Source organism: Acinetobacter sp. N1-1 (genome assembly GCF_056711485.1).
This window is the reverse complement of sequence record NZ_JBWXUO010000015.1, coordinates 1-13,786: the sequence shown is the minus strand read 5'-3', so window position 1 is coordinate 13,786 and position 13,786 is coordinate 1. Positions and strand designations below refer to the sequence as shown.

General features: G+C 34.0%; 18 protein-coding genes and 2 pseudogenes. 6 read left to right on the top strand and 14 right to left on the bottom strand.

Annotated elements, in window-relative coordinates; all coding sequences use genetic code 11:
* The first annotated feature begins 553 nt into the window (after positions 1 to 553).
* On the top strand, positions 554 to 1,537 hold the full coding sequence (locus AC1MPL_RS11745) for a hypothetical protein (RefSeq protein WP_479766240.1): 984 nt from the start codon (positions 554 to 556) through the stop codon (positions 1,535 to 1,537).
* An 18-nt stretch (positions 1,538 to 1,555) separates the two neighbouring features.
* Here AC1MPL_RS11745 and AC1MPL_RS11740 read toward each other — a convergent pair whose 3' ends face one another.
* The 7 genes and pseudogenes from AC1MPL_RS11740 to AC1MPL_RS11710 all read right to left on the bottom strand — a co-directional run.
* Complete coding sequence (locus AC1MPL_RS11740; protein WP_479766239.1) at positions 1,556 to 1,753, bottom strand: antitoxin HicB; 198 nt, start codon at positions 1,751 to 1,753, stop codon at positions 1,556 to 1,558.
* Entirely contained in the window at positions 1,754 to 2,011 is a 258-nt protein-coding gene (locus AC1MPL_RS11735; RefSeq protein ID WP_479766238.1) for a Txe/YoeB family addiction module toxin, read from the bottom strand.
* A complete protein-coding gene (locus AC1MPL_RS11730) occupies positions 2,008 to 2,262 on the bottom strand; it encodes a type II toxin-antitoxin system Phd/YefM family antitoxin (protein ID WP_479766237.1) in 255 nt (84 codons plus the stop codon). Before AC1MPL_RS11730 ends, AC1MPL_RS11735 begins: the two co-directional genes overlap by 4 nt.
* 89 nt (positions 2,263 to 2,351) lie before the next feature.
* Entirely contained in the window at positions 2,352 to 2,654 is a 303-nt protein-coding gene (locus AC1MPL_RS11725) for a helix-turn-helix domain-containing protein (RefSeq protein WP_479766250.1), read from the bottom strand.
* Positions 2,647 to 3,003 (bottom strand): type II toxin-antitoxin system RelE/ParE family toxin, encoded by a 357-nt coding sequence (locus tag AC1MPL_RS11720; RefSeq protein WP_479766249.1) that lies wholly within the window; start codon positions 3,001 to 3,003, stop codon positions 2,647 to 2,649. Before AC1MPL_RS11720 ends, AC1MPL_RS11725 begins: the two co-directional genes overlap by 8 nt.
* A 372-nt stretch (positions 3,004 to 3,375) precedes the next feature.
* Positions 3,376 to 4,965: a hypothetical protein gene (locus AC1MPL_RS11715; RefSeq protein WP_479766248.1), complete on the bottom strand. Its 1,590-nt coding sequence runs from the start codon at positions 4,963 to 4,965 to the stop codon at positions 3,376 to 3,378.
* Positions 4,966 to 4,984: 19 nt separating this feature from the next.
* Positions 4,985 to 5,068, bottom strand: a pseudogene (locus AC1MPL_RS11710) (BrnA antitoxin family protein); the annotation flags it as partial.
* Positions 5,069 to 5,109: 41 nt separating this feature from the next.
* Between AC1MPL_RS11710 and AC1MPL_RS11705 the strand changes: the two are divergent.
* Positions 5,110 to 5,847 carry a hypothetical protein gene (locus AC1MPL_RS11705; protein ID WP_479766247.1) on the top strand — a complete coding sequence of 246 codons (738 nt, stop codon included), beginning with the start codon at positions 5,110 to 5,112 and terminating at the stop codon, positions 5,845 to 5,847.
* Positions 5,848 to 6,320: 473 nt separating this feature from the next.
* Here AC1MPL_RS11705 and AC1MPL_RS11700 read toward each other — a convergent pair whose 3' ends face one another.
* A complete protein-coding gene (locus AC1MPL_RS11700) occupies positions 6,321 to 6,437 on the bottom strand; it encodes a DUF29 family protein (RefSeq protein ID WP_479766246.1) in 117 nt (38 codons plus the stop codon).
* 274 nt (positions 6,438 to 6,711) lie between these two features.
* On the bottom strand, positions 6,712 to 6,876 hold the full coding sequence (locus tag AC1MPL_RS11695) for a helix-turn-helix domain-containing protein (RefSeq protein WP_479766245.1): 165 nt from the start codon (positions 6,874 to 6,876) through the stop codon (positions 6,712 to 6,714).
* 798 nt (positions 6,877 to 7,674) lie between these two features.
* On the opposite strand from AC1MPL_RS11695, the gene AC1MPL_RS11690 reads away from it, so the two are divergent.
* From AC1MPL_RS11690 to AC1MPL_RS11680, 3 genes and pseudogenes are all read left to right on the top strand, one after another.
* Positions 7,675 to 7,935 (top strand): HigA family addiction module antitoxin, encoded by a 261-nt coding sequence (locus AC1MPL_RS11690; protein ID WP_479766244.1) that lies wholly within the window; start codon positions 7,675 to 7,677, stop codon positions 7,933 to 7,935.
* Between the two features lie 221 nt (positions 7,936 to 8,156).
* Positions 8,157 to 8,222: pseudogene (locus tag AC1MPL_RS11685) on the top strand (Txe/YoeB family addiction module toxin); the annotation flags it as partial.
* A gap of 12 nt (positions 8,223 to 8,234) precedes the next feature.
* Entirely contained in the window at positions 8,235 to 8,477 is a 243-nt protein-coding gene (locus AC1MPL_RS11680; RefSeq protein WP_479766243.1) for an antitoxin HicB, read from the top strand.
* A 21-nt stretch (positions 8,478 to 8,498) separates the two neighbouring features.
* On the opposite strand, the gene AC1MPL_RS11675 is transcribed toward AC1MPL_RS11680, so the two are convergent.
* A complete protein-coding gene (locus AC1MPL_RS11675; protein WP_479766242.1) occupies positions 8,499 to 8,780 on the bottom strand; it encodes a type II toxin-antitoxin system RelB/DinJ family antitoxin in 282 nt (93 codons plus the stop codon).
* 31 nt (positions 8,781 to 8,811) lie between these two features.
* Positions 8,812 to 9,723 carry a replication initiation protein RepM gene (gene repM / locus AC1MPL_RS11670; protein ID WP_479766241.1) on the bottom strand — a complete coding sequence of 304 codons (912 nt, stop codon included), beginning with the start codon at positions 9,721 to 9,723 and terminating at the stop codon, positions 8,812 to 8,814.
* 2,335 nt (positions 9,724 to 12,058) lie between these two features.
* Here repM and AC1MPL_RS11665 point away from each other — a divergent pair.
* The gene (locus tag AC1MPL_RS11665) at positions 12,059 to 13,042 is read left to right on the top strand and encodes a hypothetical protein (RefSeq protein ID WP_479766240.1); all 984 of its coding nucleotides are present in this window, start codon (positions 12,059 to 12,061) and stop codon (positions 13,040 to 13,042) included.
* Positions 13,043 to 13,060: 18 nt separating this feature from the next.
* Here AC1MPL_RS11665 and AC1MPL_RS11660 read toward each other — a convergent pair whose 3' ends face one another.
* The 3 genes from AC1MPL_RS11660 to AC1MPL_RS11650 are packed head-to-tail and all read right to left on the bottom strand — an operon-like array spanning position 13,061 to position 13,767.
* On the bottom strand, positions 13,061 to 13,258 hold the full coding sequence (locus AC1MPL_RS11660) for an antitoxin HicB (RefSeq protein ID WP_479766239.1): 198 nt from the start codon (positions 13,256 to 13,258) through the stop codon (positions 13,061 to 13,063).
* Positions 13,259 to 13,516: a Txe/YoeB family addiction module toxin gene (locus tag AC1MPL_RS11655; RefSeq protein ID WP_479766238.1), complete on the bottom strand. Its 258-nt coding sequence runs from the start codon at positions 13,514 to 13,516 to the stop codon at positions 13,259 to 13,261.
* On the bottom strand, positions 13,513 to 13,767 hold the full coding sequence (locus AC1MPL_RS11650; RefSeq protein WP_479766237.1) for a type II toxin-antitoxin system Phd/YefM family antitoxin: 255 nt from the start codon (positions 13,765 to 13,767) through the stop codon (positions 13,513 to 13,515). Before AC1MPL_RS11650 ends, AC1MPL_RS11655 begins: the two co-directional genes overlap by 4 nt.
* Positions 13,768 to 13,786 lie beyond the last annotated feature (19 nt).

Sequence of the window (13,786 nt, the reverse complement as noted above, 5' to 3'; positions counted from 1 at the left end):
CTAGGCTATATTTAACCTAGCGACCACTTCACAATATTTCTATTGTTTATAGGCTCCCGTTTCCTTGTCGCCCAACCCCGTTTATTAATAAAAACGGATTGGATCGAAAAGGGTTATTTCAAACCCCTAGCGCCCATCAGATCGTACCGAACGGGATTTCTCCAGTAGTACGCTCAATCGGTCAGTTCAAAATGGCTCATAGTGAACTGTGCGCTATCAAAAAAAACATAGCTTTAAGAGCAGGCTGTCGCCTGCTCAAATCGCTAAGGAAATGGTCAGGCAGCTAGTCAGACTGTCTTTCAAACAATGAATACATACACTATAAACGATTAAAAACTAGGTGTAAATTTCGTCACCTAGGAACCACTTAATTGCACAATGACAATTTATGTCCATTAAGCCCTGAAAAACGGCTTTGCCGTTTTTATATGTGCCACAGGCACAAAAGCCTTATTTAATAAGGATTTTAACAGATTTGATTATTGCTTGATGACATGCTTAAATATTAAATATTGCTCAATGACACATTTTTCTATTGCTTGGTGACAATAAAATGATAAGTTTTAGTCCTAATTCTCGCTACACAGCGCAAAAAATTGCTGATAAAGTTGCTAATGGTGCATATTTTTATAGTCACTTTGCTGTTGAAAGTGATAACACGCTTTTTTCAGAAAACATCGAAGCTTTAATTCAAAAATTGACAGATAAGTATTTTCTTAATCTCACGCCACGCCAACGCACTTATCGTTTGAATACGAAAAAAGAGCCGATTGCTGATCTCATTGTGCAAAAGCGTAAAGCTGTTGATGCTGTAACCACTTTTGACTTTTATTTATTGATAACAACACCCGAAACACACAGCTATAACGATGAAAAAGAACGAGCAGAACAGCAAATCGTTAAACAGCGAATTAAAGAGCTTAAAGCCCCGATTGATCGAAAATTTGAGCAAAATCAAGTCGCATTAATACAGCATTATTTTAATGACCATGAAAAATTTAAGTTTGTGCTGACTAAACCATTTTTAAAACTAAAAATGGTTGGTACAGAAATAGAGCTTGTGCGTTTGTCACATTCGACTAAATCATCAGAGAAATATAATGCTAAAAAGTCGCCAAAAGGCTATACATGGACATGGCGTTACGATGAAATATCCGTTTCAAATATTAAGAAAATGTATATCAAACGTCTAAATGATTTAATTTCTAATCCTGATAAAAACATTGGTATGAAAGGTTTACATGATTTTTATAAAACTTTACGGTTTGCATCTGTTTTTAAAGGCACACGGCATCAAATCGGAAGGATATTCGTTGATATGTTGCGTTATCACAAGAATAAAACCACGCATGATTTTAAGAAAATGGACTATTACGTTGAGCTAAAACTGAATTATTTACCTCGACTAGAAACTTATGCAGATAGTTTTCGTGTATATGTGATTATGCGTTTACTTGACGAAGAACATAATAAAAAAGTGAAAAAAGAGGATGTTGCGAAGAATTTTAATCAATATGCGCAGGAAGTCATTTTATAGGTGTTAAAACGACATTGGTTATACTTTCTCATTATTTGCGAGCATATCCGTTATGACCTCAGCAACAAGATTAACGATACCTGAAAACGCTTTAGATTCTTCTGCATCAAGCCAAGATAATGATGGAAATTCTGTACATAAACCTAGATACTCATTATCTTCTGCGGACCATGTAACACTGTAAGTATATTGTTTACTATACATTTGAAACCTCAATTAATCATAGTGATAACGGCAAGACAGGATCATGATTTGTTGATCTAAAACTTCATAAACAAGTCTATTTGTTTTATCAATTCGTCTTGACCAACATCCGGATAAATTATGCTTGAGTGGTTCAGGTTTGCCTACACCCTCAAATGGTGTACGCATCACTTCTTTAATCAATAAATTAATTCGTTTTAATGTTTGTTTGTCGGTAGATTGCCAATTTAGGTAATCAGCCCAAGCTTCATCAGTCCAACTTAAAATCATTCTTCAATTAACTCATGTTGATGAGTTTTTCCCACCTTAGCTTGTGCAATAGATTTCATCAAATGCGCTGCATTTGCTGGGTTACTCATCAAATATGCTGTTTCTTCATAGGCATTGAAATCATCTAGGCTTATCAGCACCGCAGTTTGGTTGTTTTGTCGAGTAACAAGCACAGGTGAATGATCGTCTATCACCGCATCTAATGTATTTGATAAGTTCTTTCTGAGATCAGAATAAGTAACAACTTTCATTTATGCACCTAATCTAAGTACCAATTTAAGTACCAATATTAGTACATTAATTTAATTTTCGCAATTAAGTCTACAAAATGAACTCTCGTTTAAACATTAAATCCTATGTGCTTTCCAGTGGGGAGTTCTACGTCTATGCGAAGTTTTCCACCCATTGCTTCAATGTATTTTTTCATCGTTGAAATCTTTAGATCATTACCACGATTTTCAATCGCAGATAAAGAAGGCTGTTTGATTCCAAGCATTTCCGCAAGTTCTTTTTGGGAGATTTCTAATTCTTCTCGAATTAAAGCCAGTTGATTCTCAAGAAATAGCTCATCAGCCATATGCTTGATACGAGTTTGGCTTTCTGGAGAACGATTTGCCAATAACTCTTGTAGCGTTTTAGCCATTAGATTGATTTCCTAATGTTGAAAGGTGAAGTTTGTATTGTTCATCTGCAATATCAAGCATATCTTTATAAAAACGCTTTTTACTGCCTTTATCGCCAATACAAAGCACAATAGCCTGTCTTAGTGGGTCAAATGCAAAAAATGCTCTCAATGGTCTGCCTCGATGCTGTATACGCAGTTCTTTCATATTGGTAAATTTAGAGTCATATACAGTATCAACCAAAGGACGCCCTAAACTTGGTCCATGTTTCTCTAAAACAAGTAATCCCGCTAAGATCTTTTCTTGAGTTGCCTCATCTTGTTGTTCAAACCATTCATTAAATAGATCTGTCGTGATGACTGTCCACATATCACAACCAAAATATAGATTACAGTCTATATAATAAGAAGGAATTACTTAGCTTTCAACATTTCACTTGGTTTAGTCCTCAATTTTATCCGCAGAAAATGTGGATAATTTCTGAAATAAAAGAATTGAAAAACCAAGATAAAATAATAAATCGCGTGTTTTTTAACCTATTTTACTGGCAATAAGTTCCAAAACCGCTTAAAAAAAAGCCAACATATTTCCATGCTGGCTTTTTTGTTCTTTTGTGCGTTATGTAAAATATTTAAGTCACTGATTACGAATAACTTTATGGAGTTTAGTTCGCATAAGTGCAATTATGTTAAGTCGATAAAAAAACATCTGAATTTCAGGTTTTTTTATCTAATTCTTGCGTTATGCCAGTTCTTTATCGTGAGCTTCTTGCTTTAAAAATACTGCTTCAATTTCATTTAGCAGATTCGTCATTTGTTCAAGAAGGTTGTCAAAAGCTGCAATAAGTTTATCGTCTTCAATTCCTAAGCGTGCAATCGTAGTTTCATATTTTGTTCCACGTCTATGGGCTACTCCAGTTGAACGTACTCCTTGTAATCCACCCAAGAAGGTTGCGACATCAAACGTAACTCCCCCCTTATACAGGAACTCAGTTAAAAGCTTAATTGATCCATTATTTTCTATTGAAACAAGTTTTTTAAGTTTTTCAACATTAATAGAATCTATCGTTATTTTTACTAGAGATAATATTTGAGAGTCGAATTCTGACTGCTCATTTTTAGTCAATGAATGTAGTGTATTAAAACAATGATAATCAGCTTGATTTAGGGATAAAAAAAGTTTCCATCCTTTAGACTTTAGCCACTTTTCTTGAAATTGGTTAAAAACAAACTTAAAAACAAGATCAGGACTCTCAGCATCTGACCATGTTCCAAGCATACTTCTTTCAAAGTATGTTTTGCTCATATTTCGTCCTTCTGGAGATATATTGAAGCTTTTCCAGTAGATCTGTTCTGAGTGAGGTAAATCTCTTCCTAGATCACCTAAAAACACACAAACATGCCCTGAAGAATTATTATCAAAACGTAAATTCCAATAGCCATGTTTGTAAATAGAACTATCTTTTACTTCATATTCATTTGATGAGGAGTAATACTTTTGAAGTACTGTCTTATCAAAATAGACAGGAGTTAGGTAATGTGGAGAACCTGTGTTTTTTCCAAAGTAGTCCGATAGCATGGAAGGATCACAGGTGTGAACTATTTTATCATGAGAATCTCCATCAATAATAAAAGACTCAAAATTTTTTTCATTCAATGGGTTGTAGTGTTTTTCCTCTCTAGGTAAGCAATGAAATAATTTTTTTCCTAACACTCTGGTAAATATTTTATAACCATCTACATAGGAACGATCCCAAAATCTAGTGTAAGAAATAAACCCCTCATTTACATGCTCATCTGTAAGACTTTCATCTGTAATTTTATGTCTAGTGTTCTCAAAAAATAAGAGAAGATTCATTTGTCGAGCTGACATGAAAGCTGTTAAAAATGACTTCCGTATTAGAATCTCATTATCTGAATATTTAATGACTTCAATTTCTACTCCATTGTCATCATCAACGATATATTTATTATTAGGTTTATCATTATACAGATTAAAATATAGTACTAATTCTTGCAGTATTTCCCAATAAGGCTTCCTAGTACCATGAAATGTCCTATAAATTACAAGAGGAAGTAAAGCAGTGGTGGTTGGCTCATACCAAATATTATCACCACAAGTGGCGATTGATGGTCCCCCATCTTCCCTACTTAAATCCCATCCATACTTTTTCATTGCTTCACTAGTGTCTTCAGGTGGAATGAGGCAAGAAAAAAGTGAACCATCCTCAGATTTATCTTCTTTATTTAAATTTTTATAGAGTGGAACCCAAATGGATTCTCCTAATTTATTCTTTACAAAGTCTATAAAATCATCCATATCGACAAGCATTTTATTTCTTACTCCATTTTTATTGATGATTTTTTAACTCTTTAAGCATAGCATCTCGCAGAATTTTATTCATGCGAGTCTGATAGCCTTTGCCTTGCGCTTTTAACCTTTATAATTATGTTAGTCAAATCAGTTGCATAAATTATGATAGAAAAGAAATTACGTAGTTTTAGAAAGATTATTCGAGATCGAAAGAGCAGTGTTACTAGTCAGTTAATTCAGAATCATTATGCTGAGATATGTATCATTTGTGGTGATACGAAAGATTTAACAAAAGAACATGTGATCCCCAAATGGGTATTCAAAAATGATCAAAAAAAGACTTTTATACAAACTTTAAATGAGGTTAGCCAGACATATTCGAAAACTACAGTTTTTGCATGTAAGTATTGTAATAATGAACTTCTCTCTAGTTTAGAAACATACATTCAACAATTATTTAATTCAGTCGATCTTAGTGAAGATTTTTTTGATGATAATCAACTTGATAAATTAATTCTTTGGTTAGAAATTATTGATTATAAATTACAGATACTTGATTTAAGGAGAAAATTTAACAAGTCTCCCAAAGGTTCTTATATTCCCTATTTAGCAAATATTCCAGTTGCAATTCTTCAAAGGGACATTTCACCAACTTGGATCTTTAGAGGTCTGAGTAAAGCTTATAAAAGGCTTGGTGTGAAAAAGAAAAATTTTAAAGAGTCACTCTTAGTCTTTAAAACTAAAAATCCAGATTTCCATTTTTTTAATCGTAATCATGATTTTATTTTTTTAGAACTGCCTGAGTATGAGAAAGCTTTATTTCTGTTCTTAAGAGAGCGATTTGATGAACATAAAGATGCTCACGATAAAGCTATGGAAATTATGAAAAAAGTGTATTAACTATCAACGTCTTAGTTTAGTTTCCATAAAATTAACATAATGGATTTTTATGCGAAGTTTATTTAAATTTAATATTTTAAATCAATAACTTAACTAAAAAATAAAACCCAAAAACATCAAAAAAGCGGACTTAGACACAAATCGACTGCTTTTTAAGCAAATTTATCACTTTTAGCCAATAAGATTAGCGACAGGACGCGAGGGATGGCAGGAGTTGACCCTAGTACCAAATACGAAAAACCCCGACATCCAGTCGGGTTTTTTTATTTCTAAGCAGTATTGCTATGACAAAAGAGCATGCCAAGCACTTGTTAAATTATAAGAGTATCGGCCAATTAAGAAAATTATTAATGCAGCCAGAAATTTTCCTCCAGCTGAAAAGAAAAACGTAACCCAATTTGCTTTAATATATAAAAGATAGTAACTAATCGTGCTTACAATGCTAGATCCTTGCTTTTCATAAAACATAGTTTCTAATTTTTTATAAGAAAAATATGCTCTAAGTCTAGTAGATCAAACCGACCCTCACGTAAAAACGTAGCTTGTTGGTTTGCCCATGCGATAATGTCTTGATCATATGTAATGCTCATACTTTACCCTTTTGAAATAATCTATCTGTATCCAACTCTAGCTAAAAACGGAGCTAGTTGCTTTTGGTCTTTAAGCATTGAACGTAATCGAGCAATGAATGGTTTCATATCTTCGCCCGCATGTGCCATTTTTTACACTTCTGATAGCTCTTTTTATGGAACTGAAAGAAATCTAGTAGAAGTTCTAGCAAAAGATAATGTAGTAAAAGGTTATGTTATTCATTTAACTGCATATTCTTATTTTACTTGGACATAACCTATCTATATTCTGCAACTAAGCTAAACTTATATTAACTTTTTTCCCAAGTACTGATGCTGCACTTGCTAGTGTTGTAAGCGTTAAACTTGTATCTGAATCATCTAGGAGTCTATTCAGTGATGAACGGCTAGTGTGCATCTTACTCGCCATCACTGTTTTTGATATTTTTTGATCTTTCATTGCTTTTGATATTTGCTATGCTAAAACTCTCTTGATGGCAACCGCAGTTGATTCTTCTAATAGTCCATCTTCCTCTAAAAAGTCATCAAAATTATTCCCTAGATGAATATTTTTGTTAGTCATGGCGTATCCTCATACTTTTATTTGCTAATAGTATCATTTTTGGTACGTTAAACTAAGTGGATTACAACCTAAATTATCCAGCTTGAGTAAGAGTAGTTATTGATTTTGCATCTACCTATAAAAGATGAATTTTCAACTTAAAAATAATATTAAATATTTGATATAAAAAATATTTTTAATCAATATCACTATAAATTCCCATATTTAAATTTACTATCTCATCTTTAGTTTTATTTTTAATATATGGACTAAATGTACAAATGAATACATAAAATTTACTGTATAGCTGTAACACAGGATTTGTATGCATATAACAATCGAAAGTACAAATTCGTGTACATTTACTCGTCATATTTATCTTACTTAACCAAAAAAAAACCAAAAAATAGGTAAATATATGGACTAAATGTACAAACCTAACAATATTAGTAACAGTATCAACAATGCCTGAAAATGCTTTCGATTGATCTGCATCAAGCCAAGATAATGATGGAAACTCAGTACATAGCCCTAAGAAAAGCTAATGTGAATGGTGCAAATTCTAAAGGGGGAAAAGCACGATCTGCACAGTACAGTGATATACGTCAGGAAGCGTTAAAATTGCATATAATTTTTATTCCCAATTTTTTATAAATTTTTTTGTCAGGATTGTCATTACATTAAGAGAGGTGAATCATGTCGCAAATGTTTAATCCACCACATCCCGCAGAAATCTTGCGAGAAGATATTTTACCATCGTTGGCTTTAACTGTAACAGATGCAGCCAAACAGCTTGGGGTTTCTCGTGCTGTATTATCACGGGTACTGAATGAAAAAGCAGCTATATCACCTGAAATGGCATTACGCATTGAAGCATGGCTAGGCGTTGAACGTGGTGGGCGAGCTGATCTGTGGTTACAGATGCAAGCTAAGTATGATATATGTCAGAGAGATTGACATCCTCCCTGACCTAAAGGATGGCATTTTACGGCTAAAATGATAAAGCTTAAAAAGGATGGGGTTTTATATATCACTATAAATTCCCATATTTGAATTTTATGGGTGGTACAGTAAAATAACTAAAAATATTTACAGGCTCTTTGAACTCCCGCCTTTCAAGATTGTATCTATAAACTTTCATGCCAAAGCCTAGTATCCTTAGCGAGTGAGCTCCAAATAGACTTGTTTATGAGGTTTTAGATCAACAAATCATGATTCTGTCTTGCCGTTATCACTATGATTAATTGAGGTTTTAAATGCATGGCAAACAATATACCTATCATGTTATATGGTCCGCAGAAGATAATGAATATGTTGGACTATGTGCTGAGTTTTCATCATTATCTTGGCTTGATGCAGATCAATCGAAAGCATTTTCAGGCATTGTTGATACTGTTACTAATGTTGTTGATGATATGATTTGTAATAATGAAAGAATACCAGTATCAATTTCAAAAAATTGTCTACGTGATGAGATACCATATTTTCAGGATAAGTAAGATAGATATAACTCGGAACAATTAGTACCCACCGTCATCATTTAAAAATTCTTGAGCTGATTTTGTATTGGAAACTTTTATATTGGGGATATTGTTGCTAAGTGCTATGAACTGTGATTGATTCAAACTATCATCACTTATTTGATTGCCTACAGGTATTTGACCTGTTCGAGCAATTTCTGCCATGACTATACTAAAAACATAAGCAGGGGTTAGCCCAAGATTTTTAATAATATACTCTGCTGACTCAGAAATAGCTTCATCAACAGAATATTGAACGCTTTTTTGAATTAGTCTCGACATTTAATAACCTCCATAAATTTTATGCCGTAATTTAAGCATTAAATCCCGCTTTTACTAAATGTGCTGAAAGTTCTTTAATTTTTTCAGGTTGTAAAAGCATTTCAGCAATGCGAGAAGCAAACTGCTCATAGCTTTCAGTACCCTCAGAATATTTGCTCATCTCAGGCATTTCAGACAATTTACTAGCAAAAAAATGACGCTGTTTATCAGTCATATTTTGATCACGATTTACGTCTTTGACTTCTTTTTTATTTTGTTTCTTTTGTTTGAATTTGAATGAAAATCCTGTGATAACTCGCCCTTTTTTATGTTGTTCGTAAGAAGCTATAATGTCTGTATGCTCATTAATCTGTTTTATTGCTAGTTCTAAAACACCTTTTTTAAATATATCCATTCTTTGATATTCAGTATCTAAAACCCCGATTCGTTTTCTAAATTCCGCAAGCTCAATAATTGGGGTTTTTTGTGTGCTGCGCCAACAAATCAATAATTCATACATACGAACAGCATAAGCACTCGACAAGCTACTAATCTGCTCAATATCATATTTTGTGAATTGCTCCTCAAGTCTAGTAATCAAGGGAACAACAGCCGGAGCAAAAATTATTTTTACGATGGCTTCTTTGTCAACATATATGATTTCGCTAACCCACCGTGAACAATGGTTTTGCTCGTTGCCTTTTTCACTCTTTGATTGATAACTAAATTGCCTTGCAAATAGATCTTTGCAAGCACTTTTGAGAACTTTATATGCAGTACTTCTGTCAACTTTAAATTGAGAGATATAGCTCTCAGCATGAACTGTAAGAGGGTCATTTGCATTAATGCCTTTTCCAGACTCTCTAGCTTCAAGAATAGCTAAAAGAATCAAGCGTTGTTCTGCAAGCGCCAAATTATAACTAGCATTTATTAAAGCGTTATCTTTTACAATTAGGTCACTCATGTCAGCAATAAACCACATATATATTTTATTATGTTATAACACATAAACTGACAATAAAACATATAAATATTTTTTGGTGGTTTATAGAGGCATAAACGGTGGTATATGCTGTATAATTAACATTGTCTAGCAATGATTTTAGGAAGCCTAAAAGCATTTTTTTAAATCAAAAGAGAAAATAAACATAAAAACTATAACTAGCGTTCATTAAAGCATCATCTTTTAAAATATATTACTCAAAAACCAGCAATAAACCACACATTTTTTTATTGGTGGTTTATAGAGGCATAAACGGTGGTTTATAGAGGCATAAACGGTGGTTTATAGAGGCATAAACGGTGGTTTATAGAGGCATAAACGGTGGTTTATAGTCGCTATAGCCCTTTATTAGTAATGCTTTTACGTATTCTAAAAGCATTTAAAAGCATTTAAAAACATTAAAAGCCCAAAAAGCTTAAAATCAAAGGCAAAATCAAGAGCAAAAAAAGCTATGGCACTTCGCTTCGCTCGTGTCATTTTTAAGAGCAAAAGCAAAAACTCATGACGCTCGTAGGCACTCGCTAAAAAAACTCAGTGGAACTTTGCAATGAAAAGCAAAAGCGTAATCGGAGAGGGATATTACAAAATCAGATTTCTGTTGATCGCTTCGCTCTATTAATTCTTATTTGAACTCTAATTTTAAGATCAAAATCTTTATACAAAAGCAAAAGCACTTAGATTACATCTGTAAACATGCTCTAAATGCTCATATAATGCGTTATATGGTGCTTATTTTGTTTTTTTGGTAGTTAGATACTCTTAGCTATTTTAAATAGCTAAAATCACAATTTAGCAATATTTTCTATTTTTAGAATTTAGAAAGGTACGGCAGTCGCTTAAGAGCGAACTGCCGATGCTTGAGTTTAAAGTGCGCTCAACACTTACTTTTACGCAGTAAACGAGTTTATCGTGTGTCTGTCACGCTCAATTATTTTTAGAATTGAAACTACGAAAGCAAATCATGCAAGCACAAGACTGTGATGCCGTATTTTTCTTTCTATTCATTGAAATTCGCTTAGTTCCAATTTTGTTCGAGTGACCAAACTTGAACAGTTGGAACATAGTGATGACCAAATCACTTTAGCTTGTTTTTCGCTTTTTTTGATAACAACATAAAACCGACTTAGATTTTCGATAACAGTATCACTCCCTTTACCTGACTGCATTGCCAATGCAGTCAGAGTTCGCAATGTGTTTTAGCAAAAACAACTTGCCCCGACTTCACCAAAAAATTGGTTTATACGGTCTACTGATCCTCTCTCCCTCTCTTGATCTAGCCTTTGCCGTGACAGCAACGACCAAGAGGTTCCCAAGTTAGATTTAACGATCTTAGCGATTAGAACGCCAATGCTCATTTGTCTGTCGACACTTCCATTTTCCCCACCACGCGGTTCCTTGAAAATTGGTGGATATGATCTAAAGACAAAATCAGAGCGTATGACTCTTAATCTACACCTGTCTGGGGTTTATGCTTCCCCATGTATACTGTTTGAGCTATCCGTTGACCCTTTTTGCTTGAAATGATCTTACTCAAAGGTGCCGCTGCGTCCAGATTTCTCCTCAGCTAGCCTGTAACATTGCTGTTACCTCAAACGCCATCAGTTGTGCCAATGAGCTGCGCTTTCCCTGCATATTTGCAAGTGCATTTAGCGCAACACATTGCCGTTTTTAACGAATCTTAACGTCCTGTCGATTCTCACGGTCATCGTTAAAACAGGGTTTCAATACAAAATCTGCATCTAGCTAGGCTATATTTAACCTAGCGACCACTTCACAATATTTCTATTGTTTATAGGCTCCCGTTTCCTTGTCGCCCAACCCCGTTTATTAATAAAAACGGATTGGATCGAAAAGGGTTATTTCAAACCCCTAGCGCCCATCAGATCGTACCGAACGGGATTTCTCCAGTAGTACGCTCAATCGGTCAGTTCAAAATGGCTCATAGTGAACTGTGCGCTATCAAAAAAAACATAGCTTTAAGAGCAGGCTGTCGCCTGCTCAAATCGCTAAGGAAATGGTCAGGCAGCTAGTCAGACTGTCTTTCAAACAATGAATACATACACTATAAACGATTAAAAACTAGGTGTAAATTTCGTCACCTAGGAACCACTTAATTGCACAATGACAATTTATGTCCATTAAGCCCTGAAAAACGGCTTTGCCGTTTTTATATGTGCCACAGGCACAAAAGCCTTATTTAATAAGGATTTTAACAGATTTGATTATTGCTTGATGACATGCTTAAATATTAAATATTGCTCAATGACACATTTTTCTATTGCTTGGTGACAATAAAATGATAAGTTTTAGTCCTAATTCTCGCTACACAGCGCAAAAAATTGCTGATAAAGTTGCTAATGGTGCATATTTTTATAGTCACTTTGCTGTTGAAAGTGATAACACGCTTTTTTCAGAAAACATCGAAGCTTTAATTCAAAAATTGACAGATAAGTATTTTCTTAATCTCACGCCACGCCAACGCACTTATCGTTTGAATACGAAAAAAGAGCCGATTGCTGATCTCATTGTGCAAAAGCGTAAAGCTGTTGATGCTGTAACCACTTTTGACTTTTATTTATTGATAACAACACCCGAAACACACAGCTATAACGATGAAAAAGAACGAGCAGAACAGCAAATCGTTAAACAGCGAATTAAAGAGCTTAAAGCCCCGATTGATCGAAAATTTGAGCAAAATCAAGTCGCATTAATACAGCATTATTTTAATGACCATGAAAAATTTAAGTTTGTGCTGACTAAACCATTTTTAAAACTAAAAATGGTTGGTACAGAAATAGAGCTTGTGCGTTTGTCACATTCGACTAAATCATCAGAGAAATATAATGCTAAAAAGTCGCCAAAAGGCTATACATGGACATGGCGTTACGATGAAATATCCGTTTCAAATATTAAGAAAATGTATATCAAACGTCTAAATGATTTAATTTCTAATCCTGATAAAAACATTGGTATGAAAGGTTTACATGATTTTTATAAAACTTTACGGTTTGCATCTGTTTTTAAAGGCACACGGCATCAAATCGGAAGGATATTCGTTGATATGTTGCGTTATCACAAGAATAAAACCACGCATGATTTTAAGAAAATGGACTATTACGTTGAGCTAAAACTGAATTATTTACCTCGACTAGAAACTTATGCAGATAGTTTTCGTGTATATGTGATTATGCGTTTACTTGACGAAGAACATAATAAAAAAGTGAAAAAAGAGGATGTTGCGAAGAATTTTAATCAATATGCGCAGGAAGTCATTTTATAGGTGTTAAAACGACATTGGTTATACTTTCTCATTATTTGCGAGCATATCCGTTATGACCTCAGCAACAAGATTAACGATACCTGAAAACGCTTTAGATTCTTCTGCATCAAGCCAAGATAATGATGGAAATTCTGTACATAAACCTAGATACTCATTATCTTCTGCGGACCATGTAACACTGTAAGTATATTGTTTACTATACATTTGAAACCTCAATTAATCATAGTGATAACGGCAAGACAGGATCATGATTTGTTGATCTAAAACTTCATAAACAAGTCTATTTGTTTTATCAATTCGTCTTGACCAACATCCGGATAAATTATGCTTGAGTGGTTCAGGTTTGCCTACACCCTCAAATGGTGTACGCATCACTTCTTTAATCAATAAATTAATTCGTTTTAATGTTTGTTTGTCGGTAGATTGCCAATTTAGGTAATCAGCCCAAGCTTCATCAGTCCAACTTAAAATCATTCTTCAATTAACTCATGTTGATGAGTTTTTCCCACCTTAGCTTGTGCAATAGATTTCATCAAATGCGCTGCATTTGCTGGGTTACTCATCAAATATGCTGTTTCTTCATAGGCATTGAAATCATCTAGGCTTATCAGCACCGCAGTTTGGTTGTTTTGTCGAGTAACAAGCACAGGTGAATGATCGTCTATCACCGCATCTAATGTATTTGATAAGTTCTTTCTGAGATCAGAATAAGTAACAACTTTCATTTATGCACCTAATCTAAGT

Coding starts and splice junctions, on each gene's coding strand:
- AC1MPL_RS11655 (WP_479766238.1), bottom strand. CDS start 13,516: ATGATTTTAAGTTGGACTGATGAAGCTTGGGCTGATTACCTAAATTGG.
- AC1MPL_RS11665 (WP_479766240.1), top strand. CDS start 12,059: ATGATAAGTTTTAGTCCTAATTCTCGCTACACAGCGCAAAAAATTGCT.
- AC1MPL_RS11650 (WP_479766237.1), bottom strand. CDS start 13,767: ATGAAAGTTGTTACTTATTCTGATCTCAGAAAGAACTTATCAAATACA.
- AC1MPL_RS11695 (WP_479766245.1), bottom strand. CDS start 6,876: ATGAAAGATCAAAAAATATCAAAAACAGTGATGGCGAGTAAGATGCAC.
- AC1MPL_RS11680 (WP_479766243.1), top strand. CDS start 8,235: ATGCATGGCAAACAATATACCTATCATGTTATATGGTCCGCAGAAGAT.
- AC1MPL_RS11720 (WP_479766249.1), bottom strand. CDS start 3,003: ATGTGGACAGTCATCACGACAGATCTATTTAATGAATGGTTTGAACAA.
- AC1MPL_RS11725 (WP_479766250.1), bottom strand. CDS start 2,654: ATGGCTAAAACGCTACAAGAGTTATTGGCAAATCGTTCTCCAGAAAGC.
- AC1MPL_RS11745 (WP_479766240.1), top strand. CDS start 554: ATGATAAGTTTTAGTCCTAATTCTCGCTACACAGCGCAAAAAATTGCT.
- AC1MPL_RS11735 (WP_479766238.1), bottom strand. CDS start 2,011: ATGATTTTAAGTTGGACTGATGAAGCTTGGGCTGATTACCTAAATTGG.
- AC1MPL_RS11690 (WP_479766244.1), top strand. CDS start 7,675: ATGTCGCAAATGTTTAATCCACCACATCCCGCAGAAATCTTGCGAGAA.
- AC1MPL_RS11700 (WP_479766246.1), bottom strand. CDS start 6,437: ATGAGCATTACATATGATCAAGACATTATCGCATGGGCAAACCAACAA.
- repM (WP_479766241.1), bottom strand. CDS start 9,723: ATGAGTGACCTAATTGTAAAAGATAACGCTTTAATAAATGCTAGTTAT.
- AC1MPL_RS11730 (WP_479766237.1), bottom strand. CDS start 2,262: ATGAAAGTTGTTACTTATTCTGATCTCAGAAAGAACTTATCAAATACA.
- AC1MPL_RS11705 (WP_479766247.1), top strand. CDS start 5,110: ATGATAGAAAAGAAATTACGTAGTTTTAGAAAGATTATTCGAGATCGA.
- AC1MPL_RS11675 (WP_479766242.1), bottom strand. CDS start 8,780: ATGTCGAGACTAATTCAAAAAAGCGTTCAATATTCTGTTGATGAAGCT.
- AC1MPL_RS11715 (WP_479766248.1), bottom strand. CDS start 4,965: ATGCTTGTCGATATGGATGATTTTATAGACTTTGTAAAGAATAAATTA.